Below are 21,178 nucleotides of genomic sequence, written 5' to 3' on the forward strand. Positions count from 1 at the left end.
ATCCCTCCATTCGATGCGATTTCGCACCGGTTTTGATCTTACCCGCGCCGTGGCTCAATCCCCGAGATCAGCCAAGGCAGTTCGGGCCGAGCAGGCCCTTCAGATCACCAAAGAGGTCAGCTGTGACGCGGACAGGATGGGGCACCTCAAAGACCTTCGCGATCGACCCCTTGTGCAGCTTCAGCGTCACTTCGGTGTCGCCGGAATGGCGCCCGAGCACCGAGGCGAGGTCTCGCACAACGCCTTCTGTCGCGCGACTCTCGGGGAGCAAAAGCACGAGCGGACCCGAAGCGTCCATCGACCCGAGGTCAGGCGAAAACGCCGACTGCGCGTGCAGGTTCATACCGTCGTCGCGTCGCGAAACCCTTCCACGCACGACCAGGATGGCGTCTGCCACGAGCATCGGCGCGAATTCGGTGTAGGTCTTGCCCATGAACATCACAGTGATCTCACCATTGAAGTCTTCGACGGTGATCATGCCGTAAGGGTTGCCACTTTGTTTGGCGACCCTGTGCTGGACACTGGTCACAAGACCCGCGATCGTGACCTGGTCACCATCTGTGAGATCTTCCGACGCCAGCAGATTGTGAATTGAAAGCGAAGCGTGTTTCGCGAGCGGAACTTCAAGTCCTGCCAGCGGGTGGTCCGAAACGTAAAGTCCGAGCATCTCGCGCTCGAAAGCGAGCTTGTCTTTCTTCGTCCACTCGGGGCGCTCCGGAACCTTCGCGGGCATGATCTCTTCGGTCTCGTCATACAGACTGTCGAAATCAAAGCCGATAGCTCCCGTCGCGGCCTTTCGCTTCGTCTCGACAGCGGCCTCGGTGGCATCCTCGTGTATCTCCAAAAGTGCCCGACGCGTTGACCCGAGCGAGTCGAAAGCTCCGGCTTTGATCAGCGACTCAACCGTGCGTTTGTTCGCAACGTGCAACGGAACTTTGGTCAAGAAGTCGTGGAAGCTCACAAAGCTGTCATCAGCGCGCGCTTTCACAATTCCATCGACGACGTTGGCACCGACGTTTCGAACCGCACCGAGGCCGAAACGGATGTCCTCGCCGACGGCGGCAAAATAGCGGATCGATTCGCCCACGTCGGGCGGCAGAACCTTGATTCCCATGCGACGGCACTCATTGAGATACACCGCGAGCTTGTCTTTCGAGTCGCCGACGCTCGTGAGGAGGGCGGCCATGTATTCGGCCGGATAGTGAGCCTTGAGGTACGCGGTCCAATATGCGATGAGGCCGTATGCCGCGGAGTGCGCCTTGTTGAAGGCGTAGTCGGAGAACGGCAGCAGGATGTCCCAGAGGGTTTTGACCGCGGCATCCGAATAGCCGTTGGCCTTCATGCCGCCCTCGAAGCCTTCGAACTGTTTATCCAGCTCCGACTTCTTCTTCTTACCCATGGCCCGGCGCAAAATGTCAGCCTGGCCCAGCGTGAAGCCTGCGACCTTCTGCGCGATCGCCATCACCTGCTCTTGGTAGATGATGAGGCCATAGCTCGTACTGAGTACCTCTTCGAGGGCTTCTTCGAGCTCGGGGTGGATCGGCGTGATGTCTTGCTGTCCGGTTTTTCGCAGGGCGTAGTTGATGTGGGAGTTTGCACCCATCGGGCCCGGTCGATAGAGCGCGATGACAGCCGAAATATCTTCGAAGTTGTCGGGTTTCATCAAGCGCAAGAGAGAGCGCATGGGCCCACCATCGAGCTGGAAGACTCCGAGAGTGTCGCCTCGGGAGAGAAGCTCGTACGCTTCGCGATCGTCAAAAGTGAGCTCTTCGAGCACGAGGGGTTCACCGCGGTTCGCCTCGATGTTGTCGAGAGCGTCGTTGATGATCGTGAGGTTTCGCAGCCCCAAGAAGTCCATTTTGATGAGACCGAGCGACTCACAGGACGGATAGTCAAACTGCGTGACGATCTGTCCATCCTGCTCACGACGCATGATGGGGATGATGTCCAGCAAAGGTTCGCTCGACATGATGACGCCGGCCGCGTGCACACCCCACTGGCGCTTCAGGTTTTCAAGACCAACGGCGGTATCGAACACCGTTTTGGCTTCGGGATCGGTCTCGATGAGAGTGCGGAATTCCCCTGCCTCCTTGAAGCGCGGGTGATCCTTGTCGAACATGCCGCCGAGCGGCATATCTTTGCCCATAACGGGTGGCGGCATCGCCTTCGTCAGGCGCTCACCCATGCTGAACGGAAATCCGAGGACCCGACCAGCATCTTTCAGAGCCTGCTTGGCCTTAATCGTGCCGTATGTGACGATCTGAGCCACGCGGTCGTCGCCATATTTTTCGGTGACGTACTGGATGACTTCGCCACGGCGACGATCGTCGAAGTCGACGTCGAAGTCGGGCATCGAGACACGATCGGGGTTCAAGAAGCGCTCGAAGATCAGACCGTGCTGGAGAGGGTCAAGGTCCGTGATGCGCATGGCATACGCGGCCATCGAACCTGCACCCGATCCACGGCCCGGGCCGACACGGATGCCGTTGTCTTTCGCCCAGTTGATGAAGTCGGCGACGACGAGGAAGTAGCCCGGGAACCCCATCTGCACGATGACGCCGGTTTCGTACTCGGCTTGCTTTCGCACCGCGTCGGGAATCCCACCGGGATACCGGAAGTTGAGACCGTTCTCGACTTCTTTGACGAACCATGACTCTTCGGTTTCGCCATCAGGAACCGGATATCGAGGCATGTAGTTCGCGCTCGTGTTGAACTCAACCTCAGACCGCTCGGCGATCAACAGCGTGTTGTCGCACGCTTCGGGGTAGTCGCGAAAGATCTGACGCATCTCGGCTGCAGTTTTGACGTAGTAGCCGTCGCCGTCGAACTTGAATCGCTTGGGGTCGTCGAGGGTTGTTCCTGACTGCACGCAAAGGAGCGCTGCGTGGCTCGTCGACTCGTGCTGATGCGTGTAGTGCAAGTCGTTCGTGGCGAGGAGCGGAATATCGAGATCCTTCGATATTTTGACGAGATCGCTCATGACTCGACGTTCGATCGAGAGGCCGTGATCCATGATTTCGGCAAAGTAATTCTCTTTGCCGAAGATGTCTTGAAACTCTGCCGCGGCAGCGCGCGCCGCGTCGTACTGCCCGAGCCGCAGGCGCGTTTGCACTTCACCCGACGGGCAACCGGTGGTCGCGATGAGACCGTCGGAATATTTCTGCAGCAGCTCGCGGTCCATGCGGGGCTTGAAGTAGTAGCCCTCAAGGCTGGCCAGCGATGAGAGTCGAAAGAGGTTATGCATGCCCTGCGTCGAATGAGACAGCAACGTCATGTGGGTATACGCGCCGGCACCGGAGACGTCGTCACTATTTTGCTCCGGGCCGCCCCAGCGAACGCGCGACTTATCGCTGCGGTGGGTGCCCGGCGTGACATAAGCCTCGATACCGATGATCGGTTTGATCCCGGCATCCTTCGCTGTCTTATAGAACTCGTAGGCAGCAAACGTGTTGCCATGGTCCGTGACCGCGAGTGCCGGCATCTCAAGTCGCGCCGCTTCCTTGACCATGGGGCCGATGCGAGCTGCACCATCGAGCATCGAATACTCGCTATGCACGTGCAGGTGTACGAAAGAGTCGGATGCCACCACCCGATTCTACGTTGCGTCTACGTCACCGGCTCGAGGACTCACAGCAGACTCGCCACCACGTCCCGGTACCAGAACCACGAGTCTTTTCGGGTACGCACAAGCGTGTCGTAGTCGACATGAACGAGGCCGAAGCGCTCCGTGTACCCGGCTGCCCACTCGAAGTTGTCGAACGCCGACCAGCAGTAGTAGCCCCTCACATCTACACCCGCCTCAACCGCGGCGGCCACGGCTATCAGATGCGCGTTCACGAACGCAATCCGGCGTGCATCGTGGACCGCACCGTCGGCATCCACGACGTCATGGAATGACGCCCCATTCTCGGTGATGACGACCGGAGGCAGACTCGGGTAGCGCGCGTGCAGCTCCAGAAGAATCGCTGTGAGTGCCTCAGGCACAATAGACCAGCCAAAATCCGTGTGATCATCCGCGCCGTACGAAACCGGTGAGAACGGCAATCCTTCGGGGATGTCTACCTCCAGAATTCCGTTGTAGTCCTTGCCCGCCTTCGGCGCCTCAATCCTCGTGGGCTCGTAATAGTTCACACCGTAGAAATCCAGTGGAGCACTGATCAGCGCGAGGTCCTCCGCCAGTTGCACGTCCGAGACGGGCAGTGCCGCACGGATCTGCTCAGACGGGTATTCACCACGCAGAATCGGATCAGAGAAGGTCCAGTTCGTCAGGGCGGAGAACATCATCGCCGCTTCGATGTCGCTTGGGGCATCGGACGCGGGCTCTACCGGGAAATGCTGATTGACGACGCCGACCCGTTCAGCTCCACCGGCGCGTAACACCTGCACGGCGAGGCCGTGCCCAAGCAGCAGATGATGTGCGGCTGGCAGCGCACCCAACCCCAGTCCCAGGGCCGGAGCGTGATCGGTCAGTGCATACCCGTAGAGCGTATGCACGCTCATCTCATTCATTGTCGACCAGTCCTTCACCCGGTCCCCCAGGTGGGTCACCGCAACATCCGCATATTCAGCAAACGCATATGCTGTCTCGCGTGACATCCAGCCACCAGCATCCTGCAACGGCTGCGGCAGATCCCAGTGATAGAGCGTCGGAACGGGCCGGATGCCGCGCTCGAGCAGCCCATCCACCATTCGGTCGTAGAAGGCAAGCCCTGCTGAGTTACGCTCGCCCAGCCCACCGGGAACGATCCGCGGCCACGCGAGAGAAAAACGGTAGTCGCTCACCCCGAGCGCAGCGATGTGGTCGAGGTCTTCGTCCAGCCGGTGATAATGATCGATCGCGATATCGGCCGTGTCACCGTTCTTGATCACACCCGGTCGTTGCGCGAACGTATCCCAAATGCTCGAACCACGACCATCCGCGTTGGTCGCCCCCTCGATCTGGTACGCCGCTGTTGCCACCCCCAGACGAAATCCGGCGGGCAGCGTGGGTGGAGCTGGGTAAGTCATGATTTTCCTTTCACAGCGGCAGGAGTTCCCACGAAGGGCAACACGGCAAGAGACAGCAGAGCGATGACGGCTGTCGCCGCGTACAGCGCCGGGTATCCTCCGGCGCTCAGCACGATCGGAGCGGCGACCACGGGGGCGAGCACTTGCGGAGCCGTGCTCGCGATGTTGGCGACACCGAGGAAGGTGGCTCGTGTGTGCGGGTCGGGCAAAGCATCCGTCACGATGGCGATGTCGATCGAGAGGTACAAGCCGTATCCGGCACCGAATGCGGCGACTGCGGCAACGATCGCCGGTGCCGAACCAGCGAAGACAAACACGAGGGCACCCACTGCCAGGATGACCGCCGCAACAGCGGCGACCGCACGACGTGCACGCAACCGGTCGGCGATCATGCCACCGACCACCGCGACGACACCGGCGATGACGACGTAGATGAGCGTCAGGATGAGCACCCACTCACCGACGTCGTCGACGCCGGTGCGGGCAGACAGGAAGTAATACAGGTAGAGCAGCCCCAGCGCGCTCACAAGGTTCATGAGGAATCGCAGCACGAACGCAGCGACGAACGGGCGAGGGATACCGATGTCTCGCAGCCGTTGGCGCGGGGCCGATTCCACCTGAACGACTGCTGGGGCGGAGCGCTCTGGGAAGGCGAGAAGCGGTACCGCAAGAAGCGGTACTGCGATCGCGATCGCCGCATATCCCCACGCCCCCTCCCCCAGCGCGACCGCGATCAGGGTTCCCGCGACCGTACCTGCGAGTTGCGCGACACCGAACAGCGAGCCGACGACCCCTCGCCGCTCTTCCGGCACCCGATCAGCGATCAGCGCGGCGAGCACAGCGAAAGGCCCATTAAGTCCTGCTTGCGCGATGACCCACCCGATCACCATCGGGGCGGGCGTTTGCGCCGCCGACAAGATGACGAGCCCCACCACCGCCACGACAAGTCCGATGATGATCACCGGGGTGCGCGAACCTCGTCGCAGGCGGAGCCGGTCAGAAAGCACACCCCAAAGCGGGTTGGCGATCATCGATGCCGCAGCACCGGAGCCGGTCACAACCGCCAGCAATGCTTCTCGCCCCGCGGGAGCGATTGCTTGTGCTTGTGCCGGAAGCAGAACCTGAATGGGCCCGTACCAGCCGATCGCGATGCCGACCATAGCGAGGATTAGTGCGAACACCCATGCGTTGGATGGTCCCGGGCCGATCACCTCGGTGGAGGGCTTACCGTTCGTCACTCGGTCCATGAGAGGGCCTCCTCCCACATCTGCACGTAGCTCTCAGCACCGCCCATCATTTGCTGTTCGAGCAGTGCACTGTCGCTACCCGCGTAGGCAATGACGTCAGCGAACCAGTCCGCATACATCCCGTACTGAGACACACCGTCAGTATTCAAATCCCACGTGCGATCCCCGAAGACTTGGCGCTCAAAGACCGCACCGTTGGGAGTCGTGAACGGATACTGGAGCGGGACGGTGTCGGCATCGAGACGAGCTCCCGGCTGCACAGCCAGACCATTCACATCTGAACCGACGCCGTAGGCATTCATCGTGCCCGCGGCGGCGGCCGAGTTCTCCCGCCATTGGGTCAAGAAGTCCGGTTCGCCGTTGCCTGCATCCGCGGCGGAGTACGCGTAGCCGGCGACGAACCCACCGCTTTGGGCGATTCGACCAGTGATGGTGGGATCCGACCAGCTGTGCACCGAGGCAACACCGGAGTAGTCAGCATCCTCCGTGATATCGAGCACGGCCTGCGCAGTGCGCACACCCATGTGATCGATGTGGATGATCATGCCGCGATCCATCATGCCTTCGACGAGGTACTCCCCAAGAGCTGTGAGTTCCTGCACGTTGCAAATCGGACCTTCGGGGTAGACCGGGAGAGTTGTACCCGCGGGCACGTTGACACCGGCCGAGAGCAGATCGGCGATCGCGTCGTTGGAAATCGGTTGTTCATTGTCCGATGGGCCCGCACACGACTCTGCCTGCCACCAAGAACCAGTGCTGATGAGGTTTCCCACATTGATGGCTGCCCCAGTGACTCCGGCATCGAACCGGGTGCCACCGAACGCATTGTCGAATTTGTGGATCGGGTAGAGCCCGCTCACTCCCAGCGCGGACATCTCGTCGAGGCCAGTGTCGATGTCTTCCTCGTCACACTGCGCGACGCCATCGATCACGCGGCACCCGAAAAGCTCAGATGTCTCAGCGCCGAGCACGACGGCGAGCTTTCCCTCATCGGCGATCTCACGCACTTCCACGGGGGTGGTCGCAATCTGGAACCACCCCTCGCCCGGACCACCACTTTGCGCGTCGATGTAGTCCTGCATGTCGTTCAAAAGCTGAGCCTGGGCGAGGATTTGCTCGCCTTCGTCGCAACTGGTCACTCGCTCTGGGTACAGCTCGCAAATGACCCGGTTTCCTACGAGGAGTGCATTAAGCACACGCATCCCGCCTTGCCACGCACGCTCGACACCTTTGTAGTAGGCCTGCTCGTGAAGCATGGCTTCGCTGCTCGGCCAGTCGCTGAAGCCTGGCCACCCTTCATCGCCCGCGAATGGGTCCGACCCGCCGATGACTGCCTCGAAGAGCGCACCGGCACCGATCGTATGGGAAGTGCAGCCACCGAGCGCAACCTCTATCCCACCGGGAGCAAAGGGGCTCCCACACACGAATTCACCACCGAAAGCGGCGCTACCCGCCGGGTGCGCATGCGCATCGATATAGCCGTTGAGGGTGCCGTCGGCGTTGACGGCCGGCTCGGTCGCGGGAGTGATCAGCCCCGTCGTCGCGGCGGGCGGGAAAGAGCAACCTGTAGCAGGCTCGAACGTGAAGCTCCCGGCGGCAACCGTGAGCTTGCCGGAGCGACTACCGATACCAGTGCCGCTCGTCGTCGCTGTGATGCGGTATGCGCCTTCGGTCCCTGTGATCGTCCAATCGGCTTCGGGTCCATAGCCATCGCCCGCCCACACGTAGCCTAAAACGCTCTCATAGAGATCGCTGCCGCCCGAATCGGTGAGCTGGTAAGTACCGAGCCCCGTCGCATCAAATGCAATGGGTTCCGCGGAGGCGGCATCAGCTCGAGTTCCGTACCCGACAGATGCCTTTTCGATGTAGTTGTTTTGCCCCGCGGTCGTGCCGTCTGCAATCACGCGTAGCAGCATGCACGAGCCATCTAAATCGGTCACGGGTGTGGATTCCGATGCCGCAGCCGGCGCGGTAAGCGCACCGGCTGCGACGACGAGAACTATTCCCGCGACGGCAACATTCCTGAGGGAGGCACGGGTGGGTCGAGTCTTCATGGATCACTCCTGGTCGGTGGGGCACGTTGAGGTGGGACACGGACTACGGGTGGAACTCGGACTGCGGATGGTAGATGAACTGCGGGTGGTGCGAGTGCTGCGGATGTGGTCGTGATCGATTGACGGGTTTAGGTGTGGGGTGTGTTGGTTCGCTGAGAGATTTTCGAGCGGAGCGCGGGAATCACAAGCAGAAGTGCTGCGGCTGGGATGGCGAACGCGAGGGCTGATCCGCCGATATCCAGGAGCAGTCCGATCCCTACAGCACCGATCAGCGCCCCGCCGTAGTTGAAGAGATTGACGCGGGCCACGATCTCGTCGCTGCGAGCGGGGTCGATGCGACCGGCCAAGCCAAAAGCTATGGGCACCAGAGCACCCACACAGAGCCCGGCGAACAAGAAACCCGCCAGAGCGAAGCCGAAGAGGGGGACGAATCCCACCACAAGGCATCCCAAGACGCCCGCGATGACACACATCAGCATGACGCGCCGCATACCGGCGCCGCGCACGAGCGGATCCGTCGCGAGCCGCGCCGCGAGTACGCCTCCCTGATACACGGCGTAACCCAAAGGCGCGAACGCGAGAGCCGCTCCGATACCCACCAGATGCACGCTGCTCCAGGTACTGATACCGGAGTCGACGGTGAACGCTGCGAGGACCACGAGACCGACGACCACAATCGAGGCGCGCGGTAGCGCACCCCTGCGTGCCCCCGCCTCGCGCGCGGCGCGCTCGGCGTCGAGAGTGCGTGCACTGAGCATGACGTAGATGACTTGAAGAAGAGCCGCAGCGAGAAGTGCTGACACGGCGCCGGCGCCCCACTGAAGTCCCGCACTCATCACGAGAGCCCCGACGATCGCACCCACCGTGTACACCGCGAAGAAGCGACCCAGAATGGACCCTCCCCAGTGCCTCTGCACGAGCACGCCCTGCATATTGGATGCAGCGTCGATCACGCCGAGCCCCACTCCGTAGATGGCAATCGCCACGATGAAAACGACGGCATCCGGTGAAAGAGCGGCAAGCACGAGGCCCGCAGCCTCCAGTAGGAATCCCACGACGACGCCCAAACGGCTATTGCGCCAGATCGCGAGCACATCGGCGATCACCGACCCGATTGCGGCGGCAACGCATACCCCGAGCAGAACGATCGACACAGCTGTCTCGCTCAGATCGTGCCGTGCTTGAAAGGAAGGAACAGCGGTCACGACCACGGCGTACCCGAGGCCCTGTGCGCCGTACGCACCGGCCACCGCAATAGCGGTGCGTCGTAATGCCGCCGACTGCGAGCTCTTCTGCTGTGTCGTCATGTCAGAATCCCAACCCGTGGCGCGCCGCGACGATCGCGAAGGATTCGTCGGCGATCTCGATCGTGCGGTCGACGTCTGCTTCGGTGAGGGCCGCGTTGATGAAGTGGTTGTGATGTGAAGTCACGAAAACACCGCGCTGTACGCACTCGGCTACCCACTCCTGGTGCAGCATCAATGAGCCGGTCGGATCATCGAGTCGAAGATAGAAAAGTGCTGGCGCGCCCGATGCGATCATCGAGAGTCCGTGATCGGCTGCCGCAGAAACGAGACCATCCGTCAACCGACGACCAAGCCTGTCGAACAGCGCCGGAGCGTCGAGCTCGACAAGCTTCGTGATTGTGGCGATTCCCGCAGCGAATGGAACCGCACTCATCCAGTAACTACCGGTGTAGGTGATGCTACTGACGGCTTCTTTCAGTGCATCTTTGCCGCACAGAGCAGAGACGTTGTACCCGTTCGCGAGTGCCTTACAAAAGCAAATCAGATCGGCTTCAAATCCGAAATAGTGATCGCTGCCTGCAAGGTCCAGCCGGAATCCTGCTCGAACATCATCGACGATCAGCACGACTCCATGCTCGGTGCATAGACGCCGCACCTGCTGCCAGTAGTCAGCAGCAGGCAGCTCGTTGTCGGTGAAGTTTCCATGCATGTAGGGCTGGGCGATGAGCGCCGCAACTTCGCCGCGGTAGTCAGCGAGCATCTGTCGTAGGGCACCGAGGTCGTTCCAGGGCACCATCAGATTGTTCGCAACGTCTTCTTCGAGAACGCCGGGGTAGTCAAGCTTCTGCGTCCATGGTGCGACACCGTGGTAATAACCCTTGACGAAGACTATCTTTTTGCGACCGGTCGCCGCCCGTGCCGTCATGATCGCGAGTGTCGTCGTGTCTCCACCGTTCTTCGCGAAGAACGCCCAGTCAGCGCTCGCGACGGTATCGACGAGCAGCTCGGCAAAGTCGATCATGATGCTGGAGGGCAACGTGACGACGTCTTCGCGCCGCGCTTGATCGTTCGCCGCGGCTGCAACATCGGGGTCGTTGTATCCAAGCACGTTCGGTCCGTAACCGCACATGTAATCGATGTACTCGTTGCCATCGAGGTCCCAAAAGCGCGTCCCTTCTGCCCGCGAAGAGAACTTAGGAAATGCGTCGTGCGGAATGTGAAGTCCTTCCGCGGGACCGAGGTGCCCCGGGATGCCTGCGGGGATTACTCGGGCTGCACGGGCGAATGCTTCGCGACTCTTATCGAAACGAAACGGGGTCGTGGCTGTGGGTGTTGCGAGAGTCATTTCAGTTCACTTTCCGAGGTACTGGCCGACGCGGTCAAGGATGCGGTTGGTGTTGTCTACGAGCGGGATATAGCCGCGCATTGCAATGCGGCCATCGCAGACACATGCGAGCGCGCTTTCTCGCCCTGCGATCACGTCGCCCGCTGTGGCGAGATCCGCGAACCCGAACACGGCGCGCGCTGGTGATTCAGCTGGGGTTACGAGAGTGAGCCGGTGTGCCTCGACACTGATGCGATAACGCAGCGAATTTCCCACCTCGATATCGAGTTCGCCATCGCTCATTTGCGCGGCGCTGAATCGCCCACTGCGATCGTCATTTGCCACGATCGTGATCGCGTTCGCCGCGACATTGAGAGTCAGGAGGCTGCTGGCTTCAAAAAAGTCCGCGGCTGCAAGGTCTTCCGTGTTCGGCTCCAAGTACTTCGAAAGCAGAGCCGTCAATGGGGTGAACACGCCGGTGAGAAAGCGTAGTCCGCGCGGACCCGCCACGGGCAGAGGCTGAGAAGTTCCCGCAACGACAGCGTTGAGATGACTTGGAGAACGAAAGTAAAGACGTGCCCTCGTACCGAGGGCGTCCCCGCCCTGCCGTATGCCCTCGGGAGTAAAGATCAGTCGGGAGTGGGTGCCCCCGACGATCGATAGATCAAGCGTCACTGGCCCTGAAAGCTCACCGACGAGAGACTTTGCGGCTGGAACGAGTTCCACGAGCCTAGGCAACGTGCCGAAGACGGCGTGCATATTGATCGCGGCGAGAACTTTTTCGTCGGTTTCAGTGAGCATGGGGCGTCTCCTTAGTGATAGTGCGAGTGTGGGCAGTAAAAGCTGATGCGAAGAATGCCGCAGTGCTGCGAGCGGCGACACCGTCGCCGTCGGCGAGGAAAGTTGTCGTGATGCCGTCGAGCGCGGCGATGAGCGAACGTGCGAGATCAGACACCGGCACAGTCCACTCCGCCCCGCCCCGAGCGGCCGCTGCTTCCAACAGCTCGGTTGCGGTTACGTAGTAGCCGGACCATTGCGCGCGCATTCGACCGGCTGTGTCGTTTCGGCGCGCGAACAGCCCGAGTTCTAAGACTGCGAGTTCACGCGTGGGATCCCTTTCGAGAACCGCGATGTATGCCTCGAGCCCGTCTCTGACAGCCTCTTCGACCGATGCTGACTCCATGGTTGTGCTCTCGGCTGCGATGCGTTCCTCTTCGGTAACAGCATCGACAACAGCACCCATGAGATCGTCCTGTGACTCGAAAATGTAGTGAATCGTGCCGAGGGGCATGTTGGCTTCGGCGGCGACCGCCCGTGTGGTGAGAGCAGAGACCCCGCCGCGTACGATCACCCGAATCGCCGCGGCAATGAGCTCCTGCCGGCGCTGCGCGGCGGGAATTCGACGCATCAGGATGCCTCCGCAACAAGTCGTGCTGCCACTGCTAGGCGAAGGCGCCGCGGGGAGGTGCGGGAAAGCACACCCTGAAGCTGGTTTCGTTTACCCACTGTGAGAACGGGCCCCGCCTGAGATCGAGCAAGATGCCGAAACGCGCCGTCGATAACGTTCTTCACCTCCGCGACCGCTCCGACTTTGAACGTCTCGCTTCCGGCGACGGCAAAGAATTCGGTGGCGGTCGGGCCCGGGCAGAGCGCAAGCACTCTCACTCCGCTCCCCTTCATCTCGCGCCAGAGGGCCTCAGTGAACGACGTCACATAGGCCTTGGTGGCGGCGTACACCGCCATACCGGGCAACGGTTGGTGCGAGGCGTTGCTCGACACCTGCACGATCACTCCACGCGTCGCCACCAACTGCGGAAGCAGAAGTCGGGTCAGAAGGGTGAGTGCACCAACATTGAGCAAGATCTCTGAGGTGATTCGATTCGGGTCTTCAGCTATAAATTCCCCCGCGGTTCCAAACCCCGCGCTGTTGATCAGACCCGACGCTGTCACTCCCCGCTCCAGGAGCGCCGTCGGCAAATTCGCGGCCGCATCCAGGTCGGAAAGGTCACAAGCGATGACGTCAATGTGCACATCATGCGCATTACGCAAAGTGCGAGCGATGGTTTCCAAGGCCGCTGCGCGGCGCGCCACCAGAACGAGGTCGTTGCCGCGCCGCGCGAATTCGTGCGCGAATCCTTCGCCGATACCGGAACTTGCGCCCGTAATGACGACAGCACGCCGCTGAATGTCAACCATGTTTTCTCCAAGTTGGTCACTTGACCAAAAACATAGAGGCAAACCATCGCAGATCTGGCAGGTTTGGCTGACTATTAACGTCGGAGAAACAACGCTTAGCGCTGCTGACACATTCGCGCACAGCGCGGAGGGTGTGTGCCGCACTACGGTGGCAAGATGGCAACCCCGGAATTCATTCTTGAACTACGCCGTTTCGTCGGAAATCGACCACTCTCGTTGTCGGGAGTTACCGCGGTGATCATTCGCGACGAGTCAGTACTTCTCGGACGCCGGAGCGACAACGGTGCGCTGACGCCCATCACGGGAATCATCGACCCTGGTGAAGAACCAGCGGTAGCTGCCGCTCGTGAGGCGCTCGAAGAGGCCGGTGTCAGAATCAGGGTCGATAGCCTGACGTGGGTACATCAGATCCCCAGGGTCACCTACGACAACGGCGATCAAACCGACTATCTAGATCTCACGTTCCGGTGCACATGGCTCGATGGCGAACCGTATCCAGCAGATGGCGAGATGACTTCCGTCGGCTGGTACCGGCTAGACGAACTCGGCGGAATCGGCCATGACATGCAGCAGCGAATTGCTTCAGCTGTCGATTTTCGGGGCACAACTCGATTCGAAAACAGCGTTTAGTTCATTCACCACGAAGCATGTGGAGCGCGTGAGCTAGATCCGTGGGGTATTCCGAATTGAACGTCACCCATTCGCCGGTGCCGGGGTGGGTGAAGCTGAGTTGGCGCGCGTGAAGCCACTGCCGACTGAGCCCAAGCCGCGCGGACATCGTCGGGTCAGCGCCGTACAGGGGGTCGCCCACGCACGGATGCCGATGGGCCGCCATGTGCACACGAATTTGGTGCGTACGCCCCGTCTCAAGATGAACCTCGAGCAGCGATGCACCGCGAAATGCCTCAAGGGTCTCGTAGTGGGTAACCGAATCCTTGCCATCGGGAACGACAGCGAACTTCCACGAATGAGATGGATGCCGTCCGATTGGAGCGTCGATAGTTCCCGCTAGCGGGTCAGGGTGCCCCTGAACGACGGTGTGATAAATCTTGTCTACATCACGCTCTTTGAACGCGCGCTTCAAAGCCGTGTATCCCTGTTCGCTCTTAGCCACCACCATGAGGCCGCTCGTTCCAGCATCCAGGCGATGCACGATCCCTTGACGCTCGGCCGGACCGGTCGTCGCAATACGAAATCCTGCGGCCGCGAGGGCGCCAAGCACGGTCGGCCCCTCCCAACCGACGGAGGGGTGAGCGGCGACTCCGACAGGCTTGTCGATCACTACGAGGTCATCGTCATCCCAAATGATGCCGAGATCCGGTACCGCGAGCGGCACGATCTCTGCCGCGCGTTTGGGCTCCCATGACACCTCTAGCCAGCTCCCACCGCGAAGTCGATCTGACTTCGATAGTGGGCGATTGTCCGCGAGCACGCCGCCCGCGTCGGCGACTTCGGCTGCGAAGGTGCGAGAAAACCCGAGCATCTTGGCGAGTGCGGCATCCACGCGCACACCCTCAAGGCCGTCCGGGACAGGCAGGCTTCTCAGTTCCACGTCAGTCCTCGTGCACCGCGGAAGCGTCTTCGCCCTCTGACGGTGTACTGCGACGCTCACGTGTGCCGTCGAGACCCAGGCCAATAAGCACCAGCACAGCCACAGCAATCATGGTCGTAACGATGAACATGTCCGCGACGTTGTAAATCGCGGGCATCATCCAGGGTGTTGAGATGAAATCGACGACGTGCCCCACGGGAAAACCGGGTTCCCGAAAAAGACGATCGGTGAGATTTCCGAGCACACCGCCGAGGAGCAAACCGAGCACAATGGCCCACGCGCGTGAACGAACCCGCCGAGATACAAAGAGATAAATCACCGCGAGGGCGACGAGCGCTAGCGCGATCGTGAAAATCCAAGTCACACCCTCGCCGAGCGAAAATGCAGCGCCGGGATTGCGGATGAGGTAAAAGATCAAAAAATCGCCGATAACCGGAACCGGCTCTTCGGCGGGAAGATTCGTGATCGCCAGTAGCTTCGTCAACTGGTCAGCGGCCAGCACCACACTCGCGAGAATCGCAAGGATAGTGCCGGCCGCTGCCGAACGAAGAGGCGCTCGGCCTGTCAACAGGCCTTCTTAGAGACCAATAGCCGACACAGGCGTGTTGCCCGAGTTGGTGGCTGTGGTCTCAAGGTCGCGCAACTTACCTTCGATGTAGCCGCGAAGCTCCGAACGGTAATCACGCTCAAACTGGCGCAGCTCCGAGATGCGGTTTTCAAGCGCGGAGCGCTCTTTCTCAAGGCGCGCCATCTCATCGCGACCCGTGGCTTCAGCGTCAGCGACAATCGTCGCTGCCTGAGACTTGGCGTCTGCAACGAGCTGGTCGCGAGTTGCCTTGCCTTCGGCGACGTGCTCGTCGTGCAGGCGCTGGGCAAGCTCGATGATTCCTGCGCTCTGCGCTGCTGGCTGCGGAGCTTCAGTAGCGGCCGGCGCGGGCTTCTCAACGGGAGTCTCGACAGCAGGCTTCTCCGCTTCAGGAGCTACCGCGGGAGCGGCCGATTCACCGGACTCGAGAGCTGCGAGTTTTTCTTTCAGCTCATCGTTCTCAGCGATCGTCTTTCGCCACTCAACAACGATTTCGTCAAGGAAGTCATCGACCTCATCCGGGTCAAAACCTTCCTTAAACCGGACGTGCTGAAACTGCTTGGTGACGACGTCATCCGGAGTCAATGCCATTGTGGTTCCTCTTTCGGGGCTCTGGCGGCTGGCCGAGGTCAGGGGGAAGTGCCCAATTGGAACACTTCAAGAAAGCATAGTCGCGTCCGCTAGGCGGCCGCGAGAGTGCGGGTCACGCTCAGCAAAACGAAGCAGACGAGCATCGTGAGCGCGAAGGCAAAATCGATGGATACCATTCCGACACGCAGTGGCGGAATGAATCGACGAAAAAGCTTAATGGGCGGATCCGTGAGGGTGTAGACGATCTCGGCGGCAACCAGGCTTGCGCCCTTGGGTCGCCATTCGCGATTGAAAATAGGAATGTATTCCAGTATCAATCGCCCGAAAAGCGTGAACACGTACAGCAGGAGAAGAACGTTGGCGATGGACGCAACGAGGCGAAACACCTCCACGATCAGCGACTACTGCGCAAAGGGCGCCGACTCGGCGTCGGCCTGAGCGACCGCGCCATCGCCGGAGACCGCGACGTTCTCGGGAGAGAGCAAGAAGACTTTGCTCGTCACGCGTTCGATACGACCGTAGAGACCCAATGACAGGCCGCTCGCGAAGTCGATCAGGCGGCGAGCGTCTGCATCGCTCATTTGCGAAAGATTGATGATCACGGGCACTCCGTCACGGAAGTTCTCCGCAATGATCTGAGCATCGCGATACTGCTTGGGGTGCACAGTGAGAATTTCACTCACTGTGCCCACGGCAGGCTGACGCACGACGGCGGGTCGATGAATGGGGGTCACGGGTGCATCCGTCTTCTCCACCGCTTGCATTTTGCGGCTCGTAGGCTGCTGCGCGGTGGTCTCTTCGTAGACCTCTTCCTCGTCTGCGAGGCCCAGGTACACCATGGTTTTCTTGAGCGGGTTCGACATCGGATCCTCCGTTTTGCTCGTCTCTTTCGAGGCTAACCGTGCACGGGCCTTGGACCCGTGATTGCCGAGCCGATGCGCAGGTGTGTCGCACCCGCAGCGATCGCCTCAGCGAAATCTGTTGTCATGCCCGCTGACATCCAGGTCGCTCCTGGAACGACGCGTTGCACGCGTGCACGATATTCATGGAGGCGAGCGAAGGCGGATGCTGGCGGCTCATCGAGCGGTGCCACAGCCATCACTCCCCGAAGTTGCAGGCGAGAAAGACCGGCGATGTGCGTCGCAAGTGCTTCTATGTCGTCCGGAGCGACGCCACCTCGACCGAGGTCATCGGTCAAATTGATCTGGACAAGCACATCGAGCGGGCTATCGCCTTCGGCCCGGTCCAGCGCATCGGCGACCCGCTCGCGGTCAACCGAATGCACGAGCGTTGCGCTCGCGCGCACAGCCTTGGCTTTTTTGGATTGAATCTGTCCAATGAAATGCCAGTTCAGGTCGACGAGGTCCGCAAGCGCTTCAGTTTTTGCGCTGTATTCCTGCTGTCGGTTCTCTCCGACATCACGGACGCCGAGACGGTAGAGCTCACGTATCAACTCCGGCGGGTGAAATTTCGTCACGACGATACGCGTGATGTCCGAGAGCTCGCGACCTGAGGCACGAGCGGCATCGGCAATGCGCTCATCGATCGCACGAAGACGCTCGAGCAGCGCGTTTGCAGGAATCGTCACGGCCTGAACAACCGAACGACTACTTGAGGAAGTCGGGGATGTCGAGGTCGTCTTCTGAGAACGCCGAATCGTACGACGACGCTTCAGAAACGCCCGCTGTCACCGGAACGACCGGCGAGCGGTCTTCACTGTCGTCCCGCTCGTTCGCAGCTTCGGAGGCGGGTACCGCGGGCGCTGCTGGCACAGCCGGTGCACGTGACGCCGTTACAGGCTCGATTCGCAGCTGAGGCTCGCCACCGTCGAATCCAGCCGCGATGACAGTGACGCGCACTTCATCGCCGAGTGTGTCATCGATGACTGTTCCGAAGATGATGTTCGCCTCGGGGTGAGCTGCTTCTTTCACGAGCTGTGCCGCATCATTGATCTCGAAAATTCCAAGATTGGAACCGCCCTGGATCGACAGAAGCACGCCATGCGCACCTTCAATCGATGCTTCGAGCAGCGGGGACTCAACCGCAAGTTCAGCCGCCTTGATGGCGCGGTCAGCGCCGCGCGCCGAGCCAATGCCCATGAGCGCCGAACCGGCACCCTGCATGACCGACTTCACATCGGCAAAGTCGAGGTTTATGAGCCCGGGCGTCGTGATCAGATCGGTGATGCCCTGCACACCGGCAAGAAGCACCTGGTCTGCTGTGGCAAACGCCTCGATCATCGAGATTCCGCGGTCACTGATTTCCAGTAGACGGTCATTCGGAACGACGATGAGAGTGTCGACCTCTTCTTTGAGCTTCGCCACGCCCTCGTCGGCTTGGCTCTGCCTACGACGGCCTTCGAAGGAGAAGGGACGGGTAACAACACCAATGGTGAGAGCGCCGATCGACTTAGCGATGCGCGCAACAACGGGTGCGCCACCGGTTCCGGTTCCGCCACCTTCGCCAGCGGTGACGAACACCATGTCAGCACCAGAAAGCGCCTCTTCAATCTCTTCGGCGTGATCTTCGGCGGCGCGACGTCCGACCTCAGGATCAGCCCCGGCACCGAGTCCGCGGGTGAGCTCACGCCCAACATCGAGCTTGACGTCGGCATCGCTCATGAGGAGCGCCTGAGCGTCGGTGTTCACAGCGATGAACTCGACACCCCGCAGCCCAAGTTCGATCATGCGGTTGACAGCATTTACGCCGCCACCACCCACGCCGACAACCTTGATTACCGCGAGGTAGTTCTGATTCTGGCTCATGCCGGCCTCCGTCTCGTCCCGAACTTGTCTCTAACCTTCAACCTCTCGTTGAGGCTTAAAGAGCAGTTCAGCATGCATTTCCTGAATCGAAATTACGAGCCAGGTGATCATGCGAAGGGACGCCGCCCCGCGTGTCGCGACTTCGCTCGCGAGAACGGTTCAACCTCTGGTCGAGGGTTTATCCGACGACAGCAACGTCGGGCGATGAGACATCGTAAAAAGAGACGCTCTCCGACGGTTTCGCGACCATCAGCTTCTGCAGAGTGAGTGACTTCAAGGCCGACTCGTCTGCGCTCCCCCACACAATGCTGGTGTCTGTTCCGCCGAGGGTTAACGTGACGTCGTTCGCTGAGGTTGCGGTCACCGCCGTGACTTGCGGCCGCAAGTCATCTGACAGGCTCCGGAGCACCTGCCCCGCGGCAAGAAAAGCATCAGACCCAAGGCCCCCCTCGACGTCGATTGTCGGCAGGTTTTCGGGTGCTGACTCGGTGGTCGACAAGACCACACCTGCACCGTCGACCGTGCTAAAACCGGCGGGTGTTTCGACGATGCCAAGCGGCGTGCGTTCCACAATTCTCACCACAAGCTCATGTGGGGGCTTGGCTTCCAGGGCGTACGTCTCGACGAGCGGAAAAGCAACGAGTGCAGCCTTAATCGCGCTGGAATCAATCTGCGCGAGCGGGGTACCGAGCTGATCGGCAAGGGCGTTTTGCACCTCCTCCGCATCGAGCTGCGAGGTTCCCACGACAGAAATCTGCTCGACGGCGAACAGCGGGCTGTATGCAGCCCCAACGGTAACGAGCACAAGTAAACCGAGCGACGAGACGACACCGAGCGCGAGCATCCGTCGTCGTCTTTGCCGAACTGTGAATCTGCGAACCTCAGCCCGAAGTGCCTTGCGCCGAGCGCGGGCAGCACGCCACACGTCCCGCCATCGGACATTCGGTTGAGAAGGGAGATGTTCGCGGTCGCGCATATCTCGGGTGTCAGGTATTTCACCCGAATTCTGATCGGCTGAGGCGCCATCGACGCCCAACGGCACGACCGGGGCGAGGATCTCACTGTCGCTCGGCGCACTCGTTTCGGACGCCCTCGCAGTCGAATATGACTCGCGCGCGGGTCGGCCCGTCGGCGGAAGCGGAGTCGGGCGACGCATCCGTCTCAGTTTCCAGACAGCGCGAGAGCGTGGAGTACCTGCGGAATTATCTGATAAACATTTCCGCAACCCAGGGTGATGACGTAGTCACCGTCTTTTGCCACAGCCGCGGTGTACTCAGCTGCCTCTTGCCAATCCGACACAAAGCGAACATCTGAGGCTTCTGTGAATGCCGAGCTCACCAGTTCGCCGGTGACGCCCGGAATCGGATCCTCTCGCGCCCCGTAGACATCGAGCACGACAGTGTGGTCAGCGTATTGCTCGAGCACCTGGGCGAACTCGCGCGACATCAGCTGCGTTCGCGAATACGTGTGCGGCTGATGCACCGCAATGATGCGCCCACTACCCACCACACTGCGCGCGGCCGCGAGCGCGGCAGCCACTTCGGTCGGGTGATGGGCGTAATCGTCATAAACGCTGACTCCGCGCTCAACCCCATGAAGCTCGAAGCGGCGGACGGTGCCGGTGAACCCTGCGACGGCGCGAACTGCGTCCGAAAGTCCGTAGCCGAGCTCCAGGAGGACTGCGATAGCTCCGGCGGCATTGATCGCGTTGTGAACGCCAGGTATCGCCAGGCGAGCATCAACAGAGTCGGCACCAGCTGTGAGCGTGAACGAGACGGGACCGTCAGTACGTATATTGCTCAGGCGCACATCAGCGTGATCTGACGTGCCAAAAGTTGTCACGTTGCGGTGCGAAAGAGCAGCGTGCACGCGGCGTGCACCCGAATCGTCTGCGGATATGACGACAGCATCTCTCGCGCCCCCTGCGAACTTCACGAAGCCGCCGAAGAACGCGTCTTCGCTCCCCCAGTGATCAAGATGATCGGGATCGACATTCGTCACGAGCGCAACCGAGGTGTTGTACAGGGCGAACGTGCCGTCAGACTCGTCTGCCTCGATAACGAAAAGATCATCGGCGCCCGGGCCGCTTGAAGCGCCCAACTGGGCGATGACACCGCCATTGACGAAGTTTGGATCGGCTCCTAGCTGCTGGAGCGCCGTCACGATCATGCCGGTTGACGTGGTCTTGCCGTGAGCGCCCGCGACCGAAACCAACGGCCTGTCACCAATGAGCCAGTGCAGCGCTTGAGAACGGTGAATCACCGGCATCCCACGCTCTTTCGCCGTAACGAACTCAGGATTTTCGGGCCAGATCGCGCCCGTGTGAATCACAGTGTCGGCGTCGCCGAGGTGAGCCGCATCATGCCCGATGTGCACGCGCGCGCCGGCATCGGCCAATGCACGAAGGGCGGCGCTGTCGGCGCGATCGGATCCTGACACACGGATGCCGCGGGCCAAAAACATCTGGGCAAGGCCCGACATGCCGGAACCGCCGATGCCGATGAAGTGCGCGGCCTCGATGGACTCGGGAATCGGGAGGCTCAAATCAGGTCTGATCATGACGTGACAATTCTAGATCGGGGCGCCTGGGAGAAGCCGTCGGCGCGCCC

19 protein-coding genes are annotated in these 21,178 nt (G+C 60.8%); 1 reads left to right on the forward strand and 18 read right to left on the reverse strand.

The genetic code is table 11. The annotated features are described in order from the left end of the window. Positions 1 to 67: 67 nt before the first annotated feature. From dnaE to FHS06_RS13245, 9 genes are all read right to left on the reverse strand, one after another. A complete protein-coding gene (dnaE, locus tag FHS06_RS13205) occupies positions 68 to 3,586 on the reverse strand; it encodes a DNA polymerase III subunit alpha (protein ID WP_167050009.1) in 3,519 nt (1,172 codons plus the stop codon). A 41-nt stretch (positions 3,587 to 3,627) separates the two neighbouring features. Next, positions 3,628 to 5,007, reverse strand: a complete 1,380-nt coding sequence (locus tag FHS06_RS13210) for a GH1 family beta-glucosidase (protein WP_167050011.1) — start codon at positions 5,005 to 5,007, stop codon at positions 3,628 to 3,630. Then, positions 5,004 to 6,254, reverse strand: coding sequence for an MFS transporter (locus FHS06_RS13215; protein ID WP_167050013.1), 1,251 nt, complete (start codon positions 6,252 to 6,254; stop codon positions 5,004 to 5,006). Before FHS06_RS13215 ends, FHS06_RS13210 begins: the two co-directional genes overlap by 4 nt. Then, a complete protein-coding gene (locus tag FHS06_RS13220) occupies positions 6,242 to 8,308 on the reverse strand; it encodes an amidohydrolase family protein (RefSeq protein WP_167050015.1) in 2,067 nt (688 codons plus the stop codon). Before FHS06_RS13220 ends, FHS06_RS13215 begins: the two co-directional genes overlap by 13 nt. Before the next feature lie 128 nt (positions 8,309 to 8,436). Further along, complete coding sequence (locus FHS06_RS13225; protein ID WP_167050017.1) at positions 8,437 to 9,615, reverse strand: MFS transporter; 1,179 nt, start codon at positions 9,613 to 9,615, stop codon at positions 8,437 to 8,439. 1 nt (position 9,616) lies between these two features. Next, complete coding sequence (locus FHS06_RS13230) at positions 9,617 to 10,900, reverse strand: aminotransferase class III-fold pyridoxal phosphate-dependent enzyme (protein ID WP_167050018.1); 1,284 nt, start codon at positions 10,898 to 10,900, stop codon at positions 9,617 to 9,619. Between the two features lie 6 nt (positions 10,901 to 10,906). Beyond that, positions 10,907 to 11,680 carry a hypothetical protein gene (locus FHS06_RS13235; protein WP_167050020.1) on the reverse strand — a complete coding sequence of 258 codons (774 nt, stop codon included), beginning with the start codon at positions 11,678 to 11,680 and terminating at the stop codon, positions 10,907 to 10,909. After that, positions 11,670 to 12,287, reverse strand: coding sequence for a TetR/AcrR family transcriptional regulator (locus FHS06_RS13240; RefSeq protein WP_208388174.1), 618 nt, complete (start codon positions 12,285 to 12,287; stop codon positions 11,670 to 11,672). The genes FHS06_RS13235 and FHS06_RS13240 overlap by 11 nt, the downstream gene beginning before the upstream one ends. After that, complete coding sequence (locus FHS06_RS13245; protein ID WP_167050022.1) at positions 12,287 to 13,075, reverse strand: SDR family NAD(P)-dependent oxidoreductase; 789 nt, start codon at positions 13,073 to 13,075, stop codon at positions 12,287 to 12,289. The genes FHS06_RS13240 and FHS06_RS13245 overlap by 1 nt, the downstream gene beginning before the upstream one ends. 156 nt (positions 13,076 to 13,231) lie before the next feature. On the opposite strand from FHS06_RS13245, the gene FHS06_RS13250 reads away from it, so the two are divergent. Continuing rightward, positions 13,232 to 13,705, forward strand: coding sequence for an NUDIX hydrolase (locus FHS06_RS13250; protein WP_167050024.1), 474 nt, complete (start codon positions 13,232 to 13,234; stop codon positions 13,703 to 13,705). 1 nt (position 13,706) lies between these two features. Here FHS06_RS13250 and FHS06_RS13255 read toward each other — a convergent pair whose 3' ends face one another. The 9 genes from FHS06_RS13255 to murC form a co-directional block, all read right to left on the reverse strand. Continuing rightward, positions 13,707 to 14,627: an RluA family pseudouridine synthase gene (locus FHS06_RS13255; protein ID WP_167050026.1), complete on the reverse strand. Its 921-nt coding sequence runs from the start codon at positions 14,625 to 14,627 to the stop codon at positions 13,707 to 13,709. A gap of 1 nt (position 14,628) precedes the next feature. Beyond that, on the reverse strand, positions 14,629 to 15,195 hold the full coding sequence (gene lspA, locus FHS06_RS13260; RefSeq protein WP_167050028.1) for a signal peptidase II: 567 nt from the start codon (positions 15,193 to 15,195) through the stop codon (positions 14,629 to 14,631). Between the two features lie 9 nt (positions 15,196 to 15,204). Continuing rightward, complete coding sequence (locus FHS06_RS13265) at positions 15,205 to 15,804, reverse strand: DivIVA domain-containing protein (protein ID WP_167050030.1); 600 nt, start codon at positions 15,802 to 15,804, stop codon at positions 15,205 to 15,207. Positions 15,805 to 15,893: 89 nt separating this feature from the next. Next, a complete protein-coding gene (locus FHS06_RS13270) occupies positions 15,894 to 16,196 on the reverse strand; it encodes a YggT family protein (protein ID WP_167050032.1) in 303 nt (100 codons plus the stop codon). Positions 16,197 to 16,205: 9 nt separating this feature from the next. Then, on the reverse strand, positions 16,206 to 16,667 hold the full coding sequence (locus tag FHS06_RS13275; protein WP_167050034.1) for a cell division protein SepF: 462 nt from the start codon (positions 16,665 to 16,667) through the stop codon (positions 16,206 to 16,208). A gap of 32 nt (positions 16,668 to 16,699) precedes the next feature. Next, complete coding sequence (locus FHS06_RS13280) at positions 16,700 to 17,392, reverse strand: YggS family pyridoxal phosphate-dependent enzyme (RefSeq protein ID WP_310734823.1); 693 nt, start codon at positions 17,390 to 17,392, stop codon at positions 16,700 to 16,702. Positions 17,393 to 17,411: 19 nt separating this feature from the next. After that, the gene (ftsZ, locus tag FHS06_RS13285) at positions 17,412 to 18,569 is read right to left on the reverse strand and encodes a cell division protein FtsZ (RefSeq protein ID WP_167050036.1); all 1,158 of its coding nucleotides are present in this window, start codon (positions 18,567 to 18,569) and stop codon (positions 17,412 to 17,414) included. A 178-nt stretch (positions 18,570 to 18,747) separates the two neighbouring features. After that, positions 18,748 to 19,413, reverse strand: a complete 666-nt coding sequence (locus FHS06_RS13290; protein WP_243845446.1) for an FtsQ-type POTRA domain-containing protein — start codon at positions 19,411 to 19,413, stop codon at positions 18,748 to 18,750. A gap of 317 nt (positions 19,414 to 19,730) precedes the next feature. Continuing rightward, positions 19,731 to 21,128, reverse strand: coding sequence for a UDP-N-acetylmuramate--L-alanine ligase (gene murC / locus FHS06_RS13295; protein ID WP_167050040.1), 1,398 nt, complete (start codon positions 21,126 to 21,128; stop codon positions 19,731 to 19,733). Positions 21,129 to 21,178: the final 50 nt, after the last annotated feature.

This window comes from Microbacterium halimionae (genome assembly GCF_011761265.1).
Taxonomy (GTDB): domain Bacteria; phylum Actinomycetota; class Actinomycetes; order Actinomycetales; family Microbacteriaceae; genus Microbacterium; species Microbacterium halimionae.